Origin of the sequence: Rothia sp. CCM 9419 (assembly GCF_048512815.1) — a bacterium.
Taxonomy (GTDB): domain Bacteria; phylum Actinomycetota; class Actinomycetes; order Actinomycetales; family Micrococcaceae; genus Rothia.
In genome coordinates this window covers 47799-66606 of the sequence record NZ_JBLXXY010000007.1, presented here as the reverse complement: position 1 = coordinate 66606, position 18808 = coordinate 47799, and the positions used below count along the sequence as shown (strand labels likewise).

The following is an 18808-nucleotide window of genomic DNA, read 5'->3' as shown; positions in this document are numbered from 1 at the left end:
TTTGCTTTATCCATCACCGTTTTCTTCAGAGGAATTATGTCCCACGCACAACCGGTATCTTCTGCACAGATATCAAAAAAACCCCAAACAACACGAGCACAATGGATTGATACAACACGAGGAATAGCTGTATTTTTCGTGATATACCATCACGTCCTTCTATTTATTCAACATAATATAGGCTTATCTGTGCCTCGTTGGCTTCTTCTCTTTGATGATTTTCTTATTCTTTTCAGGATGCCTGCTCTGTGTCTTGTCTCAGGCATATTTCTTTATAAGAAAGTCTACGAACCAGCTGATAAATATTGGGTTAACCGAGTAGCACGTTTAGGATATCTCTACATTGTATGGAGTCTCTTTTACGCTCTTATGCAGGTCGTTCTTGTCTCGGTTAGAGCAGAAACCAATCTCACAACCGCACTTCTTCATTGGGCTAAAGTAACGTTAATGCTTCATTCAGAATTGTGGTACTTCTTCGCGCTGATGCTCTTCTACGCGTACTGGCGTCTTACCCTCAAAATACCCAAATCTATACAGTTCCCAGTACTGCTGACGATTTATTTCCTCTACGCGACTGACATCATCAAAACTAGTTCGTGGGGTTGGGACCACTGCCTCCATTACCTCATCTATTTCATGATTGGTGCGTGGTATGGAACGAAAATACTCAACGTTGTTCCTAAAGTTTCTGTATTCCAGGGAATAACGTTAACTGCCGTTTTCTTCGCCTCATTTATAGTTTATGCAATCTGGGGTTTCCGTACCTATTTCCCATGGGCTGAAGCCTTTGTAGGCCCTATAGCACTGGCGTGGTTCATTTGGCTCTGCGACCAAATCGACAAAATCAACGGCATTAACAAACTCACACGTTACTTAGGTTTCAGAACTTTACCCGTTTATGCCTTACATATGGTTATCCTCGATTTCGTGACAAGAGCTACACTGGTAGTCTTTGGTCTACAATTCTCCAAACTAGAATATCTTCTCTTGCCTTGGGGAATTTCTATTATGGTGACTCTTATCTGTCTTTTCATTTGGAAGATGACATATAAAGTGGCCCCTTTCATGTATGACCTGCCTCGCAGGTTCTACCGGTAAGAACCTAAAAGAGGGTGTGCGAAACTAAAAATTTTCGCACACCCCATTTTAATGTTATTGAATGTATGCAGCGATAGCGTAACCGCCGCGTCTTCGCAAAGACGATGCAAGTTTTTGAGCTTCTTCTGCCGAGTCCATCAGCAAAACAATGGTGGGGCCAGAGCCTGATACAAAACTTGCAATAAGTCCTTCGGAATCGATCCCTAATACCTTCGTTAGTTCTGGAGCTAAGGTACAGGCAGGTGCCCCTAAATCGTTACGGATATACCGTGAAATTTCATAGAGACGAGCAATAGGTGCGGTATCGGCGACCAAAGCTTCTAAAAGACCGTCGGGAACCGCCAAAACATCTTCTGCAGGTGGATAATCTCCGTGCATACGGCCCCTGTCCAACTCATGAAAGACGGTTGGTGTAGAAAGCCCTTGGGCTGAAGAAACCAGCACAACAGGTAAAGGCTCCACGGTAGAAGGTAGTTCTAGAAGCTGAAGTTGATCTCCTACCCCACTGCCAATAGCGACACCCGTGTGAAGGGCAAAAGGAACGTCAGCGCCTAAAGATGCTGCAATACGGTGGTATACGCTATCAGGTAGTAATGATGTTGTCATAGAACTTTTGAGGAGGAACTCATCTACGGCGCGAATTGTTGCTGCAGCATCAGCTGAACCGCCACCCATACCACCAGCAACAGGAACAGCTTTCACCAAGTGAATACGGAATGCAACGTCATGTGTTCCTAGCCCGTGTTCGTACAGAACAGCCTCAGCAGCACGATATGCAAGGTTACGAGAGTCTAAAGGAACAACAGATAGGTCGAACACTCCGTCTTGTTGCATTTGGTCTAGTAATGAATCAGAAGCAACTTCTGCACTGAGCGTTATACCAGTATTTTTAGTGCTATGAATACTAATAGTTTCTTTTAATGAAGTTGAAGCGTACAAGCTGGCAACAGGATGATAGCCGTTAGCTTCGGGGGCACCTACCGCAAAATACATATTAACTTTGCCGTATCCGTAAGCAACAACTGATGGTTGGGAAGCACTCATAGGTTCTAACCTCTTCTACCCTTTAGTGAGCTTGTCCGCGAGTCATTGAGCCGTGGTCATAGCCAAGATCGCGAGCTGATTCAGCGATACAAACAAAATCATGAATGGAAAGCTTCTCCCCACGCAATGATGAATCAATCCCAGCATGGTTGAGAATCTCTTCAGCTTGAGCCGGCGAACCGGCCCAAACACCCAAGGCAGCGCGTAGAGTCTTACGACGTTGAGCAAATGCCGCATCGATGATAGAAAAAACTAGTTCTTGACGAACATCCGATAAAGGTTGCTCACGTCGGGTAAAAGATACTAACCCAGAATTGATTTTAGGGGCAGGCCAAAAGACATTCTTACCGATAATTCCAGCCTGAGAGACTTCACAGAACCAGCTGGCTTTGAGCGAGGGCACACCATAAATTTTTGAGCCGGGAACTGCTGCAAGACGTTGAGCAACTTCTTCTTGAACCATGACCAAAGCATGATGTAAGGAAGAAATATGGGTGAACAAGTGAATCAAGATGGGAACAGCAACGTTATAGGGAAGATTTGCAACCAGCGCAGTAGGGTTTTGTTCAAGCTGGTATACCTTCATGGCATCACTGTGAATAACGCTAAGGTTTTCCGCCCGTTCTGGTCTGAGACGTTCTATTGTGTGTGGAAGTTGTTGTGCCAGTGGAGGGTCTATCTCAACTGCAACAACAGCAGCAGCAGCGTCTAAGAGTCCAAGGGTCAAAGAACCAAGCCCAGGCCCAACTTCAAGGACAGTTTCATGAGGATCAATATGTGCTGCCGCCACGATACGACGAATCGTATTCGGGTCAATCACAAAGTTCTGTCCCAAAGTTTTCGTGGGCCGAATACCAAGAGAATCTGCAAGTTCACGAATCTCTTGAGGGCCTAATAGTTGCTGTTCGTTCACACCGTTCATCTTAGCAATCTACCCCAAGAAGAGCATAATACTGGCAAGAATCCACATCACTTATAGCAGGGTTCATCTCATTCTTTCTGCCCACGAGCCGTAAACGGTGTGTGAGTTTTGGGTCAGTAATTCGCAGAACTGTTCAAGCTCAGATTCTCTGCGTTCTGCCATAAAACGTACCGTATAGTTCGTCATATAAGAGGCGTTAGGTCGCCCACGATAAGGGTGAGGTGTCAAAAATGGGGCGTCTGTTTCGACCAGAATAAGAGATGGGTCTGCTATTTCTAGTGCTTTTTGGATGCCATGAGAGTTTTTGAAAGTGACGGTTCCTGAAAAACTCATATACCATCCTTGTTCCATGCAGATTTTAGCTAGGTGTTCGTCACCTGAAAAACAATGAAAAACAGTTCTCTCGGGTGCACCTTCTTCTAGGAGGATACGTACGACGTCTTCGTGAGCGTCCCTGTCGTGTATTTGCAGTGCTTTACCGTATTTTTTAGCAATACGAATATGTTCACGAAAACTTTTGTGTTGTGGAGAGCGGCCTTCTTCGTCCGTTCGAAAATAATCTAGGCCAGTCTCTCCGATAGCGCAGACTCGTGTCTGTTGAGCTAAACGGTCGATGATGGCTAAAGATTCTTCTAGTTTTCCGCGCTGATGCAGGCGTGGTGCTTCGTTAGGGTGCAAGGCGACAGCGGCTAACACTCGTGTATCCATATTCGCTACAGCTAATGAGTAGAGAGAAGACTCAACGTCACAGCCCACCTGAACAACATGTGAGATGCCGAGGGCCTCCCCCGTGTCTAAGGCGTCGCGCACGCTAATGTTGACGTTTCCATCGAGTAGATCCATATGTGTGTGGTTGTCGATAACGGGTGCTGGTAAGGGTTCTGGCGCTGGAGGGAAGACAAGGTTGCGAGTGCTTCCGTTCGTTCCGGTGTTTGATCGGCGTCCGGTGCCTTCTCCTGTTTCGGTGTTGTGGAGGTTGTAATGTGAGCTTTCGTAAGCTGGTGGTGTTTGCCCTGTTGTTGGGTGTGGTGTGTTGGTGAAGATACTTTGTTGGGTTTCTTCGGTGGGAAGATGGATACCGAGTTTTTGGGCGTAGTGTGTGAGTTCTTCGGTGGTGAAGTCTCTATCGTTAGGTTGATTTTTTGAGGTGCACATTGGGGTCTCTTTTCAACAGTAGATAGGGTTATGTGGTGTGGGGTGTTAGTTTCGTGAGGCGAGAGTGGCGTTGTATAGCTCTTTTGTGGAGACCCCGTGCTGTTTTCCGATGTGTGCGCAGGCTTGTTTGAGTCGCATACCTTGGTCGACGAGTGTGTGGACTTGGTCGACGAGGCTTTCAGGTTCTGGTGTTTCTGGTGTTTCTGCGCCTGCTACGACGAGTGCGATTTCTCCGCGGATGGTAGTGTTTTGAGCCCATGTTGTCAGTTCTGCGAGGGAGTTGCGGAGTATTTCTTCGTGGAGTTTGGTGAGTTCTCTGCAGACGACGGCTTGCCGGTCTGGGCCGAAGGTTTGGCTCATATCTTGTAGTGTTTTTGCAAGGCGGTGTGGGGATTCGTAGAAGATCATGGTTCGTTCTTCGGTGGCTAGGGAATTGAGGCGTTTGGTGCGTTCGCTTCCTTTACGGGCGAGGAATCCTTCAAAGGTGAATCGCCCGCTGGGAAGACCAGAGACTGCTAGAGCGCTGAGTACTGCAGAGGGGCCAGGCGCGACTGATACGGGGAGTCCTTCGGCTGCTACGGCTTGTGCGGCAATATATCCGGGGTCTGAGATGGTGGGCATGCCTGCGTCGGATAGGAGGAGGACCGTTTCTCCAGAGCGTACAGCGTGGATGATTTCTTCAGTTTTTTGTGTTTCGTTGTGGTCGTGGTTAGTGATAATTTTTGCGTGGGTTTGGAGTCCTAGCCCGCTGAGTAGTCGGCGGAGGGTTCTGGTGTCTTCTACGGCGATGAGGTCTGCTGTTTGTAGGTAGTGTTTGAGTCGGTCTGTCGTGTCGGAGAGGTTTCCGATGGGTGTGCCTCCAAGGATGAGCACTCCGGCAGATTCTGGTGTTGTGGTGTGTTGCAGGGTATTGGTTTCTGTGTTGTGTGTCATCGGGGTGTTGCTCTTATCTTCAATGGTGGTGAGGGTTGTTTGTTTATATCCAGCGGTTGAACCACATTCGCCAGCGCCAGTGTTCATAAGGAATCATTTCGGCTGTCCATATAGGCAGGTAGAAGATGGTGATAAGTAGTGCGGTGATGATGAAAAGGCCCACGATGATGAGGCCTTTTTTCTTGCGTTGTGGAGTGTCGTTGGGGCGTCCTAGTGCTAGTCCTAGCGTTCCTGCAAGTAGAAGTATGGCGTAGGGTTCAAAAGATAGTGCGTAGAAGAAGAACATGGTTCGTTCTGGGTAGGCGAACCATGGAAAGTAGCCGATAGCGAAGATGGCCCAGAGAGTGGCAAATCTCCAGTCACGTTTGAGGATGACGATGAATAGTGTCAGTGCCATGGTGACGATGAAAGCCCACCAGATGAGTGGATTTCCGACGTTAAGGATTGCTTCTGAGCATTTTGCGACGGGGCATCCGTTTTCTCCGAGGTGGAGGGATTCGTAGTAGTAGGAGGTAGGGCGTCCAAGGATGAGCCATTGCCATGCTGGTGACTGGTAGGTGTGAGGGCTGTCTAGGTGGGTGTGGAAAGAGTACGCGGAGACATGGTATTCCCAGAGGGAGCGTAGCGCTGGGGGTAGCCAGAGCAGTCCTTCTGTTGGGTGTTTTTCTGCCCAGTGTCGGTGGTAGGCGTTATCGGAGAGGAACCACCCTGACCAGGTGCTGATATAGGTAAGGAGTCCAATACCGATGATGGAGAGGAAGGCTCGTATCCCGTCGTCGAAGATACCGCGTATCCACCATTTTTTGATACCGAGTAGTTGGCGTGCACGGTTGTCCCAAAGGACGGTAATAACACCATATATTGCGATGAAGAATAGTGCGTTCCATTTTGTGCCAACGGCTAGTCCGGCGCAGATTCCGGCGAGGATACGCCATGGACGGATACCTATTTTAGGTCCGTATTGCAGTAGTTTACTGGTGGGTTCTCCCCCATTGTGTTGGGCGTTGTGGTGCAAGGCTTGAGCGAATTTTCTACGTGCTTGTTCTCTGTCGAGAAGGAGGCAGACGAAGGTGGCAAGGAGCCAAAACATGAGGAAGATATCGAGTAGGGCAAGTCTTGATTGAACGATAGCTAACCCGTCGACACCTAGTAGTAGTGCGCTGAGGCTTGCGACGGTAACAGATCGGAAGATAAGCCATCCGGCGAGGGCGATAAGACCAACGCTGAGTGTTCCGGTGAGTGCTGCTGCAAAACGCCATCCGAAGGGGTTGTTGTCTCCGAAGAGTGCCATTCCGAAGGCAATCATCCATTTTCCAACGGGTGGGTGAACGACGTATTCTGCGGTGTCTCGTATTCCGGTAGGTGTTCCGGCGACGAATGTTTCGTTAGCGTGTTCTGACCAGTTTCTTTCGTATCCGTAATGGAGGAGGGAGTAGCCGTCTTTGACGTAGTAGGTTTCATCAAAGACGATGGCGTTGGGGTGGGCAAGGTTCCAGAATCGTAGTGCTCCGGCAAGGAGGACGATGAGGGCGGGGGCAATCCAGCCATAGCGTGGTAGTGCAATGTATTCGACGTGGAGTCGGGTATACAGTTCTTCTAGCTTCCAGCCTTTTGTTAAAGCTATGGGTGTTTGTGGGGCTGTCACTCTTGCTCCCTGAGATTCTGGTTCATGAGGTGTTGTTTATCCAGCTAGTTTTTGGCGGAGTTCTTGGCGTTCTTGTTTGCGTTTTTCTTCTTGTATTTTGCGGTATGTGGTGGGCCAGGTTATGGCTGCTAGAACGGCGATAGTACTCAGGCATAGGGTGCAGAATACGAGTGCTGCGTCAACCCAGAATTGTGGTGGATAGAGTCGGATGAGGGTGTCTGATTCTCTAAATTGCCAGTTTCCTTGGGGGAAGAAGATGTGGTGGAATTGGGTGAAGAAGGTGTCCCATCCGGTGATGGCGATAATGGCTAGTACGGCAAGGATGAGTGCAGTGGCAAGGTTTCCGTACCAGATGCTACGACGGATGATTCCTGGTGCTCGCAGGCTTAGGGTTCGTGCGCAAAGTAGTGCGCTGATGATGCTCATGATGGCAAGAACGGTGAGTGTGAGCATGAGGTGCTTGACGTCCGTCATGTGTTGTACTTCGCTATCGAGGAAGAGTTTTTTCCCTTCGAGGTTTTTGATACTGCTGAGGTAGCTAGCTGGTGCGAGGTTGAAGATGTAGTCTAGCCCGTAGTTGCCGTAGGTGAGGCGGTCTTGTGTGTCGAACCCGTAGCGGTCTTTGGGGAATGCGGCGCGGTGGTATTCGATCCAGAGAAAAGTTGAGGAGGCTACGAGTTTGAGGCTGAGGAAGAAGGTGAGTAGTGGTACGCTCAGCCCGATAAGTGTTGCTCGCAGTCCAAGTAGTTTGGGTTTGTCTTCGACTGCGGTTTCTCGTGTGCTGAGGCGTTTTTGTTGTTGTTCGGGGTTTTCTTCTGCACGTGCTGCACGTCGTGTGCTGTGTTGTTCTTCTTGGGTAGCTAACGGTTGTTCTGGGGTGGTAGCAGTTTCTTCTGCGGCACTTGTGGTTGGTACTGTGTGCTGTTCCTGTTGGTTGTGGGATTCAGGCGTTGTATTGGTGTGAAGCACGGGTGAAGGCTGCTTTTGTGATGCCCAAGGGGTGGTGCCGTTATGCACAGTACCTGTATTTGAGGGGTTAGAAGTTTTATCTTTTTCTTGGGTTTCTTGTCTGCGAGCGGAGAGTAGTTCGTCGGCGTTAGCTACCTTATGGGAGATAGCTGGGGACAGTTTTGCCCATTCGTTCCGTCGTTGCGGAGGGGTTGTCATTTTATAGCTCCTGCTCGTGCGCGCTTATTTTTGCTGTACTTGCAATAAGTATAGGTCAGCTCAGATAGTATCAAGTCCCTCACCGGTGTGGGGTGAGGGACTTGAGGTATAGATTATTTTTACCAGTTGCCGACGTATGATTCGTCGTCGTAGTGTTCGAAGGGGATGTTCCAGTCTCCGTAACCGTCATCGGGGTCGGCGTTGGGGTATCCGGTGTTGATGGTTTCGAGGATGTCGCCGACGCGGAATGAGTCGAAGAAGTATTTTGCGTCTGCTGGTAATAATCCGATACAGCCGTGGGAGACGTTGGCGTTTCCTACGTAGGGGTATGCGCTAGGTAGTGCTTGGTGTACGAAGGCTCCCCCTGCGGTGATGCGTGAGGCGTTTGTAGCCCAGAAGGGTTCGTAGTAGTGTGGGTCTCCTTTTTTGAGTCCGAGTGAGCCGGAGTCAAAGAAGTAGGTGCTTGCTTGTTCCATGATGACAAGTTGCCCAGTCACAGAAGGCCATTCGGGGTCTCCTAGGGTGATAGGAGCTTGGTAGACTTGTTCGTCATTGACGTACATGGTGAGTAGTTTAGTGTTGTTATCAGCTAATGCGTAGTGTTTATTGCCAGTGTGGAAAGTTCGTTTGATATTTGCGTTACCGATCATTCCTTGTCCGAAATCTAGTCCAAGGATGTCGATATTGACTGTGACGGTGGAGTTAGGTGCCCAGTAGTTTTCGGGGCGGTAGCGCACCATGTGGTCGGAGTACCAGCGGAATTTTCCAGGTTGTGCTTTGTCGGTGGTGATGGTAATGGCTTTTTCCATGGATGCTTTGTCGATGACCGGTTCTGAGAAGCGGATTTCGATGGGCATTCCAACACCGTAGGTGGCTTCGTTAATGATGTTAGTGTTCGCGTCAGCTTCATATGCGGCGGAGACAGTGGAGAAGGTTGACGTTCCGTTGGTTTTTCCGCCGTCTGGGTCTTCGGCTGTCCAGCTCATGGTGTAGTGGTCTTTGAAGTTGAGGGTTTCGGCGGACGTCCATACGGTTTTGTCGGCATTGTATTCACCGTTAACGGATTCTCCGTCCTCATTTTTGAGGGTGACGTTGCTGAGTGTTCCGCCGGTGACGGTGAGCGTCACAGGGTGAGTGGGGTTATATTCGGTGGTTTTTTTGGCAGGAACAGCTTCGACAGTTCCTGTAAATTTTTTGGGGCTGGGGCTCGCACTTGGTGTTAGGGTTGCTGAGCTATTTGCATGTGGTGTCGTGTTTTTAGTTGCTCCACAAGCGCTCAATGTAGTGAGCCCTAACAATGCCGCCGATGCGCTGAGGAAGGGGCGTCGTGCGAAGGTACGAGAGGAGTTTGGTCGTGTTTGACTCACGAAGTTTATCCACCTTAGTTACTGTGTTGTGATTACTGAAGAACATACGACGGGGAGGGACTTACCGAGTGTGGTGCGCGTGAATATCCGCCATTTTTAGTGTGGCGGTATCAGTGGCACTGGGGATTGAGGTGAGTCTGTGTGTGTTGTGATGGTGCAAGTTAAACTTGCACTCGAAGTTATCAGTTTACTGATAAGTAGTTTGATATGTAAAGTTCTAAACTGAGAAAAACAGCAGATTAGTCTTGTACGCTACGCAGTGTCGGGTACTCGCGCTCGCTGGAGGGGGATTCCTGTGTGTCAGGTTGCGACTCGTCCAAACGCATCACATCCCACCCTTGAGGTGCAGTAAGTCTCTCTGCGTGAAATGCGCAGAGGTCGTAGGCGTGTGGTTCACGGTGTGCCGAGAGCGGACCGATAACTGCCGTTGATTGACTGTATGCATAAGTCAGAGTGAAGATAGCTTCACGTTGGCAGGTTTGTCGTGAGCAAAGGCGAACTTGTGCCATCACAGCGTTTCTCTTTTCTGCTAAATAGTCTGTTTGCGCAGACGACGACGTTCGCGCTCGGATAGTCCACCCCAGATGCCAAAGCGTTCGTCATTATCCATTGCATATTCTAAACATGCTTCACGTACGGGGCATTCATTGCACACACGCTTTGCGTCGCGTGTTGAGCCACCTTTTTCAGGGAAGAATGCTTCTGGGTCTGTTTGTGCACAGAGAGCATCTGCTTGCCAAGCAAGTTCTCCGTCGTCGCCTTCGGTGCTATATAAGCCGGCAGCAGCTTCCCAGAGGGAAAGCGCTTCTGCAGAGAACGGGTCAAGGTTCTTCTTTTGTTGTGGAGGCTGTTTTGCTTTTTCTTTAGCGTCGGCGGCAGCTAGTAAAGCGTTTGCTCGTTCTTCAAGGTATTGAGCGGATTGCATAGTATAACGTTGGGTCTGTGTTCCGCTATATCGCGATTCGCTCCCGTAGTTGCGGTGAGCATACACACCCATTTTCGTCCCTTCCGTGTCCCTATATCGTGGAGGTTTTCTATTGACCAATCTGCTGATTCTTGATTGGCGTGGTTTATTGGCACTCATACACTGTATAGCTCGCAACGATGCTGAAGCAAAATCAAAAGTGCAATAAACCTTGAACCTAATTACACGCGTGTAATACCGGTTTAGTCAAGCTGAGAGCAAAAACTTTTATATTTTATTCACTGAAACAGCGTCTTTTATACCCTCGATGTGGTATCTACCCTACTGTGTTATGCGATGTTTTTCCATATCGGCCAAAAAGTATGGCTCTTATCTCAAAAGTTAAGTGATATACATTATGTTTCGAGGAGTTTTTCGCTAAAGTTATGTGCATGCTCACCCAAAAACCCTCCCAAAACTATTCTTTTGAAAAATTTTTTACCACGCTTAAAACACGTCAAAGCCCAGCTCTTATCTGGTACAGCACCCATTCAGAACGTATTGAACTCTCTGGTCGAGTCCTCGAAAATTGGGTAAGCAAAACAGCAAACCTTCTCAGTGAAGAATGTGAGCTTGATAGTTCAGAACCAATACATTTAAACACCAGCACGCATTGGCGCTCTATCATCATTGCATTAGCTGCCCTCCGCATCGGAGCGCAACTACAGTTCACATCAGCAGAAGAAGAATGTGCCGATATATTTTGTACCGATAACACTGATAATCTTCACAAAAACTCTGCCGAATATCAGCTCATGATTGAAAAAAGCCCTCTCGCACCACGCTTTATGGGTGTTCTACCCGATGACACCATGGATTATTGCGCTCTTGTTCGTTCCTATGGCGATGTCTACCATGGGTTATCAACACCATCTCTCATGGATACCGCCTGGGAAGACACCAGCTATCAGCAACTTCTCAACAATATGGCGCTAACAGTCCAAGAGACATCACCGGAACAGTCCTACGATATGAGCGCTCCTACCATGCTCAACGCTAAGTATCTTCAACAGGTCCTACATTATCTTTCTCAAGGAAAAGCTATTATTCTACGAGATCCGAATGTCCTCTGGAGTGCCGAAGAAATCGATCGTATTCTCCGTGAAGAAAAAGCGGTATGCGCACCAAACCTCTAAGCACCTTTATCGATATTTCATGAAAAGACATTTTTCCCTTCCAACCAGAAAAGAAGGTAGCCTTATGGTTGTGAACTCTCCCATCATTGGCATTGTTGGTGGCGGTCAGTTAGCACGTATGATGGCAGCTCCCGCCCATGAATTAGGTCTTCATCTGAAAGTCATGGCTGAAGACAAAAACTCTTGTGCGCGTCAAACCATTCCTGAGGCACCTGTCGGCGATTACACCGACTACACACAACTTCACGATTTTGCTCAGAACGTTGATGTATTGACCTTTGATCATGAGCACGTCCCCACCGATTTCTTAGAACGGCTCATCAGCGAAGGTATTAACGTTCAGCCACGCCCTCAAGCTCTCATATATGCTCAAGATAAATTACAGATGCGTCAGGCAGTTCACCGCCTAGGATTAGCTAACCCACCGTGGGCTGAGGTACGTACTCGTGAAGAACTTTTTAGCTTTGGTGAAAAATATGGTTGGGATATTGTTCTCAAAACTCCACGTGGAGGGTATGACGGCAAAGGTGTCATGGTTATCAGCTCTCCAGAGCAAGCACACGGCAAAGACGTCGCACGATGGTTCGCTCAGCTTGAACATAACACGGCGTTTTCCTCACTTTTAGTTGAAGAGAAAGTCCCTTTCACGAGAGAGTTATCGGCACTTGTTGCACGCAATGACAACGGAGAGATTCGTCTTTGGGATATTAGTGAATCACGGCAAGTTAATTCTGTCTGCGATGAGGTTATTGCCCCAGCTCCAGCATTATCCGAGCATTTAGCGCAAAAGATACGCGATACTGCACAGACCCTTGCCCGTGAACTTAACGTAACAGGAGTTATGGCAGTTGAGTTATTTGAAGTGCCAGACTCGCCAGAGGGCTTCTACATCAATGAATTAGCAATGCGCCCACACAATACTGGGCATTGGACTCAAAACGGGTCAAAGACCAGTCAATTCGAACAGCATTTACGAGCAGTACTTAATCTTCCTCTAGGAGACACTCAGCTCACAGAGCCTAGTGCACTCATGAAAAATATTCTCGGTGGAACTCATGAAAATATTTGGGAACTTTACCCGCAAGCATTAGCGTTTGAACCTCAAGCCAAAATACATCTTTACGGTAAAGATGTCCGCCCCGGACGAAAAATTGGGCACATTAACATCACAGGTTCTGAACAATCATTACCCCAGCGGCAACTAGCCGCTGAAACATTATCCCGTCTCTTCAGCACTGGCGCAGAGACACTCACCTCTTCAAAGGAGTAACATGATGCTCTCATCGTACGAGAACACCCAGCCCATAGTCGGTATCGTCATGGGTTCTGATTCTGATTGGCCAGTTATGGAAGAAGCTGCTGCCGTTCTTGAGGAATTTGGTATCGCATACGAAGCTGATGTAGTTTCAGCTCACCGTATGCCTGAAGAAATGATTGAGTATGGGCTCCGTGCGCATGAGCGAGGTATTCGTGTCATTATTGCCGGAGCTGGTGGTGCTGCACATCTTCCAGGGATGTTAGCTTCTGTGACGCCGCTGCCAGTTATCGGTGTGCCAGTGCGTTTAAAAAATCTTGAGGGAATGGACTCTTTGTTATCTATTGTTCAGATGCCAGCCGGTGTTCCGGTAGCAACAGTGTCTATCAATGGTGCACGTAATGCGGGTCTTCTTGCTTTACGTATCTTAGGTGCTGGTGTTGATGACCAAGCTCAGCAGATTCAAGCTGATATCAAACAGTTTGCGCAGAATCTCAAACGTTCTGCTCAGGATAAGGGTGCAGTTCTCCGTGCTAAAGTTTCATCACGCACCCAACAGCAAGAAGATGATTCTACAAACCTGCCGACAGTAGAAGATGTACCGTCTGATAAACCTTATGCACCCTAATCATTAGCCCAAAGATGTTCGAGCAGTGGAACTTTTTCTTTTCTCTGATTCTTCATTAAATGTGGGATAACTCAGCTGTTATAGAGTGAGCAAAGAGGCTCAGTGTTCGGTATGCTGAAAACCATGAGTAATATCCTGCAATCAGATATTTGGGCAAAGTTCCAAACAGCAAATGGTCACCAGGTGTTCCGTGGTAGCGGAGATGGGTGGAGCTATCTTGCAACGTTAGAAGGCGGTAAAACCGGACGATACCTCTACTCCCCCTATGGCCCTGTTGCCGATAGTTCGGAGGCTTTTGATGAGGCTATCGCAGAGATGAGGAAGGTTGCTGCCGAGAATAAATGCTGGTTTATTCGTATTGAACCTACGCAAGAAGCTATTTGGGGTTCTCGTTCGGCAGATACATTCTTATCTGCACGAGGTTTTAAACTATCTCCACGGCAGATTCAGCCCGGACACACTCAGATTATCGATTTGGAATTATCTGAGGATGAACTCTTACAGCAGATGCAATCCACCAACCGTAACTTGCACCGTAATATTCATAAGAAGGGTATTACCTTTGAGGTCTCACATAATCCTGAGGATATTGAGATTCTTACCAAATATCTAGAGCAGACAGCGCAACGTAATCAGTTTAAGCGTCAGCAAGATGATTACCTTAAGCGTGTTGCTCAAACTCTTATGCCTGAAGATGCTGCTCGTCTTATTATTGTTCGAACTGCTGAGGGTGAAGCTATTGGGGCGACGTTCGTCTATGACTCTGACGACACACGCACCTATGCCCACACGGGGACGTCTTGGGAACACCGTAAGCTACGCATCAACAAACCTCTCGTGTCGTGGATGATTATGGATGCGAAAGAAAAAGGTCTCAAATACGTTGACTTGTTCGGAATTGCTCCTAATGATGATCCGAATCATGAGTGGGCAGGTTTCACCGAATTTAAGAAGTCTTTTGGTGGACGTTCAGTCGCTTACCCTGGAACATGGGATTTGCCCGTCTCTGCGGTCGGTTACCGTGCCTACGAAGGTATCCGCGCTGCTCGTGAGGGCCTTCAACAGCTTAAGGCTAAGGTTGCTGAGGTTCGTTCAGCTCGTCAAGAATCTTAAGTTTTTGTTCTGAGCATTCTGCTCAAAGTGTCTTAACAGACTGCGGGTGGGGTGAAAAAACATACTGTTTTTCACCCCACCCGCAGTTTTTGTTGGTAAAGCCTTCTACGTATGGTTATCGGCGTACACTTGCTTTACGCTGAAGAATACGTTCCCAGCGTTCTAGGTTATGTTCTGCGTCGATAATGCGCACTGTTCCTGATTTACTACGCATGACCAATGACTGAGTGGTAACGGTGTTTCCGTTGTATCTCAAACCACGTAGGAGTTTACCGTCGGTAATTCCTGTTGCCGCGAAGAAACAATTGTCGCTGGTGACGAGGTCATCAGTGGTGAGGACACGGTCAAGGTCATGTCCGGCTTCAATAGCTTTTTCACGTTCGGCATCATCGACAGGTGCGAGTCGACCTTGAATGATTCCACCAGTAGATTTGATAGCGCAAGCAGCAACAATTCCTTCTGGTGTTCCGCCGGTTCCCATCATGAGGTCTACACCTGTTCCCTCACGGCACGCTGCGATAGCTCCGGCAACGTCGCCATCAAGAATAATGCGAGTACGAGCACCAGCGTCACGAATTTCTTGAATCAGTTTTTCGTGACGAGGGCGGTCAAGCACACAAACGGTAAGTTGGCTCACGGGTTTGCCTAGCGCTTTTGCGGTCAGGTGAAGGTTTTGTTTAACAGGTAGTCGTAAGTCTACGAGCTCGGCTGCTTCTGGTCCAGCAACAAGTTTTTCCATGTAGAACACGGCAGATGGGTCAAACATGGAGCCAGCTTCTGCAACGGCAATAACCGATAGTGCGTTATCCATTCCCAGAGCGGTTAGCCGTGTACCGTCGATAGGGTCTACGGCAATATCGAAGGAGGCACCTATGCCTTCTCCTACTTTTTCTCCGTTAAAAAGCATGGGCGCTTGGTCTTTTTCACCTTCTCCGATAACGACTGTACCGCTAAAGTTGACGGTGGAGAGTCGGTATCGCATAGCGTCAACGGCTGCGCCGTCAGCGAGGTTTTTGTCGCCTGCCCCTACCCAGGGTCCGCTTGCTATTGCAGCAGCTTCAGTTGCGCGCACGAGTTCTAGTGCGAGGTTTCGATCGGTGTGGTAAGTATCGTTCTGCGCCAGATTTTCTGACATGTTCCCTGACCTTCGAAGTGGATGATATGTACTTAAGATGTGGTCATAGGTCAGTCATTACGTCGTCGTTATGACTGGTTCCCTTTTTCCGTCATCATTCTATAAGCTTAGTTCCATATATTGATTGTTGTGATTCAAATTGCTAAATTTTTCTCTCTATTACCTGAGTTTTTCTGAGCTCTTTAGGACGTCTTAAGGTTTTTTATGAGAAAGATAGGGGAAAATAGTTAGGTGAGCACAGAACAACATCCTTCATCTCAAGACACCATTTCTACCGATGATTCTTCTGAACCGGTAGTTCCCCTGATTACGCAAAAACAGGCACAGCGTATTCATGCTCCGGCTCGAAATATGATTATTTCGATGGCGGTGATGATTCTTATTCTGATCCCTATTCTCTGGTTAACCCCTGCTTTGACGTCCAATAAGAATCATTACAATCCACAAGTTGATTTAGATTCTATTGCGTACCTGTCTTCTCAAGAGGCTGGTTATCCTGTAGCAGCGCCAGAGATAGACGGCTGGCGTTATAACTTTGCTCGATGGAAGAGTCGTCAAGCAGATGGTATTAACTTCTGGAACACTGGTCAGCTCACTGCTCAAGCAGGATATATTGAGCTGGTTCAAGCCCAAAACACTAACCCTACGTGGATTGCTCAGCGAGTCAATAATGCTCCTGTTCAAAGAACACAGGAGGTTGCTGGAGTACTCTGGGATGTGCGTATATATACCCCTAAAGATGGTGAACCAACCATTTCGTATGTGGGTACTGTTTCAGGAACAACGGTCATTCTCAATGGGCAAAGTTCCGAGGACGAAATTATTCAGTTAGCTCACGCTGTGATTGCATACGAGAAGAACCCCACAAAAACTGTTGAACCGACACCGTCTTCGGGTATTCAGTAGATAAAAACTCTGTGGGCCTTGAGAAAAGAAAAAGAATGAATACTAGCGAGCGAGTTTTTACTCCACAACAGGCTCTTGAACGGTTGATTGAAGGAAATTGGCGTTTTGTACACGGGCAGGTGGAGCATCCGAATCAAGATGCAGAACGTCGCAATGATTTAGTCAGTGGACAATTCCCTTATGCAACGTTGTTTGGTTGCGCCGATTCTCGTATTGCTGCTGAAGTGATTTTTGATCAGGGTCTAGGCGATATGTTCGTGGTACGAACGGCGGGGCATGTGATGGAGAGTGCGATTACCGGTTCTTTAGAGTATGCGATTGCACATTTACATACCCCACTGATTGTTGTTCTTGGACATGATTCGTGTGGAGCTGTTTCGGTCACTCAAAAAGCGTTGAAGACGGGTGTTTTTCCTGGAGGCTTTATTCGTTATTTGGTGGAGAGAATTATTCCTTCAGCAATCTCTGCCCATTTGTCGTCTACTCCGAGTATCAATGAAGTGGTTCGGGAGCATACTGTTCAGGTGTCGGAACGTATTTTGGAGCAGTCACGTCTTATTGCGAAGGCAGTGGATGAGGGACGTACAGCTGTTGTGGGGATGTTTTATCACCTTGCAGATGGAAAAGTTGAGTTGGTGTATTGTTCACAGAATATCGATAAGAATGCTGCGATGAGGTTTTTAGCTTAAGGGTTTGTGTGGTTCTTAATTTTTGGTTTTTTCTTGTCAAAAACCCGCAAAGTGAGCTGTAAGTCACTTTATGGAAGCTAAGCTGGTAGTCATGGCTGAACATATTGAATACCGTATTGAACATGACACTATGGGTGAAGTGCGCGTCCCAGCACAGGCGCTGTACCGTGCACAAACCCAACGAGCAGTAGAAAACTTTCCTATCTCAGGGCAACGTTTAGAATCTGCACATATTCGCGCTTTAGCGCTCATTAAAAAGGCTGCTGCTACCGCGAATGAAGAACTAGGTGTTCTTGATTCCCAGCGTGCTCAAGCTATCCGTGAAGCCGCCGATGACGTCGCAACCGGAGCATACGATGAGCACTTCCCTATTGATATTTTTCAAACCGGTTCGGGAACCTCCTCTAATATGAACACCAATGAGGTTCTAGCAACTCTTGCAACACGTCGTCTCAAGGAGCAAGGTCTTGAGGTTCACCCCAATGACCATGTCAATGCTTCACAATCTTCTAACGATGTTTTCCCTACATCGGTTCATGTGGCAGCTACTTCTGCTCTGATTAACAATCTCATTCCAGCTTTGGATACGTTGGCTTCATCTTTAGAGCAAAAGTCTGAGCAGTTCAAAGATGTTGTGAAATCTGGCCGTACGCATCTTATGGATGCAACCCCCGTAACGCTCGGACAAGAGTTCTCTGGTTATGCCGCACAAGTACGGTATGGCATTGAGCGTGTCGAAAGTTCTTTGGCGCGTGTTGCAGAAGTTCCTTTAGGCGGAACTGCTGTTGGTACGGGTATTAACACTCCAGAAGGTTTTTCTGCGCGAGTCATTGAGCTACTTGCGCAGGAGACTTCTTTACCGATTACTGAAGCTCGTAACCATTTTGAGGCGCAAGCAAACCGTGATGCTCTAATTGAAGCCTCGGGGCATTTGCGCACTATTGCGTATTCGTTGATGAAAATTTGCAATGATATTCGTTGGATGGGTTCTGGCCCTAATACGGGTCTAGGAGAATTACAGATTCCAGATTTGCAACCGGGCTCTTCTATTATGCCCGGAAAGGTGAACCCTGTTATTTGTGAGGCAGTGATTCAGGTAGCCGCTCAGGTTGTTGGTAATGATACGACGATTGCGCTTTCTTCTACCAACGGCGCATTTGAGCTTAACGTTGGTATTCCCGTCATGGCTGCTAACCTTCTACAGTCAATTCGCTTACTCGCTAATGCTTCAACAGTGATGGCGTCCAAGATGATTGATGGTTTAGAAGCTCATGTTCAGCGGTCTCGTTTCTTAGCGGAGGCTTCTCCTTCTACCGTAACTCCGCTCAATAAATATATCGGTTATGAAGCTTCTGCGAAGATTGCCAAATATGCGGTAGCGCATCAGAGCACTATTCGTGAAGCGGTATTAGCTCTTGGGTACCTTGAGCGTGGAGAGATTACGGAAGAACAGTTGGATCAGGCGTTAGATGTGATGAGCATGATTGGTTCTTATCGTTAGTCTCTTAAGTCCGGTCAAGACACTGAGCATAATATGCCGTTGGTGCAGATACACAAGGTATCTGCACCAACGGAATATTGTTTTTTCTCTAAACGTTGAGGGTCTTTTTTATTCTGAGATTTTCAGTTCTTGACTCTAGATGTTCTTAGG

18 protein-coding genes are annotated in these 18808 nt (G+C 47.8%); 8 read left to right on the top strand and 10 right to left on the bottom strand.

All coding sequences use genetic code 11. From position 1 onward, the window contains the following. Window positions 1–36 precede the first annotated feature (36 nt). Window positions 37–1098 (top strand): acyltransferase family protein, encoded by a 1062-nt coding sequence (locus ACN08W_RS06940; protein WP_419109112.1) that lies wholly within the window; start codon window positions 37–39, stop codon window positions 1096–1098. A 54-nt stretch (window positions 1099–1152) separates the two neighbouring features. On the opposite strand, the gene ACN08W_RS06935 is transcribed toward ACN08W_RS06940, so the two are convergent. The 9 genes from ACN08W_RS06935 to ACN08W_RS06895 form a co-directional block, all read right to left on the bottom strand. Next, complete coding sequence (locus ACN08W_RS06935) at window positions 1153–2142, bottom strand: 4-(cytidine 5'-diphospho)-2-C-methyl-D-erythritol kinase (protein WP_419109111.1); 990 nt, start codon at window positions 2140–2142, stop codon at window positions 1153–1155. 22 nt (window positions 2143–2164) lie between these two features. Continuing rightward, window positions 2165–3064, bottom strand: a complete 900-nt coding sequence (gene rsmA, locus ACN08W_RS06930) for a 16S rRNA (adenine(1518)-N(6)/adenine(1519)-N(6))-dimethyltransferase RsmA (protein WP_419109110.1) — start codon at window positions 3062–3064, stop codon at window positions 2165–2167. 63 nt (window positions 3065–3127) lie between these two features. Continuing rightward, the gene (locus tag ACN08W_RS06925) at window positions 3128–4219 is read right to left on the bottom strand and encodes a TatD family hydrolase (protein WP_419109109.1); all 1092 of its coding nucleotides are present in this window, start codon (window positions 4217–4219) and stop codon (window positions 3128–3130) included. A gap of 45 nt (window positions 4220–4264) precedes the next feature. Beyond that, window positions 4265–5239 carry a 16S rRNA (cytidine(1402)-2'-O)-methyltransferase gene (rsmI, locus tag ACN08W_RS06920; RefSeq protein ID WP_419109108.1) on the bottom strand — a complete coding sequence of 325 codons (975 nt, stop codon included), beginning with the start codon at window positions 5237–5239 and terminating at the stop codon, window positions 4265–4267. Beyond that, the gene (locus ACN08W_RS06915; RefSeq protein ID WP_419109107.1) at window positions 5196–6797 is read right to left on the bottom strand and encodes a dolichyl-phosphate-mannose--protein mannosyltransferase; all 1602 of its coding nucleotides are present in this window, start codon (window positions 6795–6797) and stop codon (window positions 5196–5198) included. Before ACN08W_RS06915 ends, rsmI begins: the two co-directional genes overlap by 44 nt. Before the next feature lie 36 nt (window positions 6798–6833). Beyond that, window positions 6834–7964 (bottom strand): TIGR01906 family membrane protein, encoded by a 1131-nt coding sequence (locus ACN08W_RS06910; protein ID WP_419109106.1) that lies wholly within the window; start codon window positions 7962–7964, stop codon window positions 6834–6836. 119 nt (window positions 7965–8083) lie between these two features. Beyond that, complete coding sequence (locus ACN08W_RS06905; protein WP_419103356.1) at window positions 8084–9331, bottom strand: Ig-like domain-containing protein; 1248 nt, start codon at window positions 9329–9331, stop codon at window positions 8084–8086. A gap of 239 nt (window positions 9332–9570) precedes the next feature. Then, on the bottom strand, window positions 9571–9840 hold the full coding sequence (locus tag ACN08W_RS06900; protein WP_419109105.1) for a DUF3499 family protein: 270 nt from the start codon (window positions 9838–9840) through the stop codon (window positions 9571–9573). 20 nt (window positions 9841–9860) lie between these two features. Further along, window positions 9861–10415 (bottom strand): WhiB family transcriptional regulator, encoded by a 555-nt coding sequence (locus ACN08W_RS06895; RefSeq protein WP_419103357.1) that lies wholly within the window; start codon window positions 10413–10415, stop codon window positions 9861–9863. Window positions 10416–10687: 272 nt separating this feature from the next. Between ACN08W_RS06895 and ACN08W_RS06890 the strand changes: the two genes are divergently transcribed. The 4 genes from ACN08W_RS06890 (at window position 10688) to ACN08W_RS06875 (ending at window position 14427) form a co-directional block, all read left to right on the top strand. After that, a complete protein-coding gene (locus ACN08W_RS06890) occupies window positions 10688–11431 on the top strand; it encodes a TIGR03089 family protein (protein ID WP_419103358.1) in 744 nt (247 codons plus the stop codon). Between the two features lie 64 nt (window positions 11432–11495). Beyond that, window positions 11496–12701 (top strand): 5-(carboxyamino)imidazole ribonucleotide synthase, encoded by a 1206-nt coding sequence (locus tag ACN08W_RS06885; RefSeq protein ID WP_419103359.1) that lies wholly within the window; start codon window positions 11496–11498, stop codon window positions 12699–12701. Between the two features lies 1 nt (window position 12702). Then, window positions 12703–13314, top strand: a complete 612-nt coding sequence (gene purE, locus ACN08W_RS06880; RefSeq protein ID WP_419103360.1) for a 5-(carboxyamino)imidazole ribonucleotide mutase — start codon at window positions 12703–12705, stop codon at window positions 13312–13314. A 123-nt stretch (window positions 13315–13437) separates the two neighbouring features. Continuing rightward, a complete protein-coding gene (locus ACN08W_RS06875; RefSeq protein ID WP_419109104.1) occupies window positions 13438–14427 on the top strand; it encodes a lipid II:glycine glycyltransferase FemX in 990 nt (329 codons plus the stop codon). Window positions 14428–14542: 115 nt separating this feature from the next. Here ACN08W_RS06875 and glpX read toward each other — a convergent pair whose 3' ends face one another. After that, window positions 14543–15562 carry a class II fructose-bisphosphatase gene (glpX, locus tag ACN08W_RS06870; RefSeq protein WP_419103362.1) on the bottom strand — a complete coding sequence of 340 codons (1020 nt, stop codon included), beginning with the start codon at window positions 15560–15562 and terminating at the stop codon, window positions 14543–14545. Window positions 15563–15793: 231 nt separating this feature from the next. Here glpX and ACN08W_RS06865 point away from each other — a divergent pair, with 231 nt between their 5' ends. From ACN08W_RS06865 to ACN08W_RS06855, 3 genes are all read left to right on the top strand, one after another. After that, window positions 15794–16468: a DUF4245 domain-containing protein gene (locus ACN08W_RS06865; RefSeq protein ID WP_419109103.1), complete on the top strand. Its 675-nt coding sequence runs from the start codon at window positions 15794–15796 to the stop codon at window positions 16466–16468. 35 nt (window positions 16469–16503) lie between these two features. Continuing rightward, complete coding sequence (locus tag ACN08W_RS06860) at window positions 16504–17157, top strand: carbonic anhydrase (protein WP_419103364.1); 654 nt, start codon at window positions 16504–16506, stop codon at window positions 17155–17157. A gap of 91 nt (window positions 17158–17248) precedes the next feature. Further along, window positions 17249–18658 carry a class II fumarate hydratase gene (locus ACN08W_RS06855; protein WP_419103365.1) on the top strand — a complete coding sequence of 470 codons (1410 nt, stop codon included), beginning with the start codon at window positions 17249–17251 and terminating at the stop codon, window positions 18656–18658. Window positions 18659–18808: the final 150 nt, after the last annotated feature.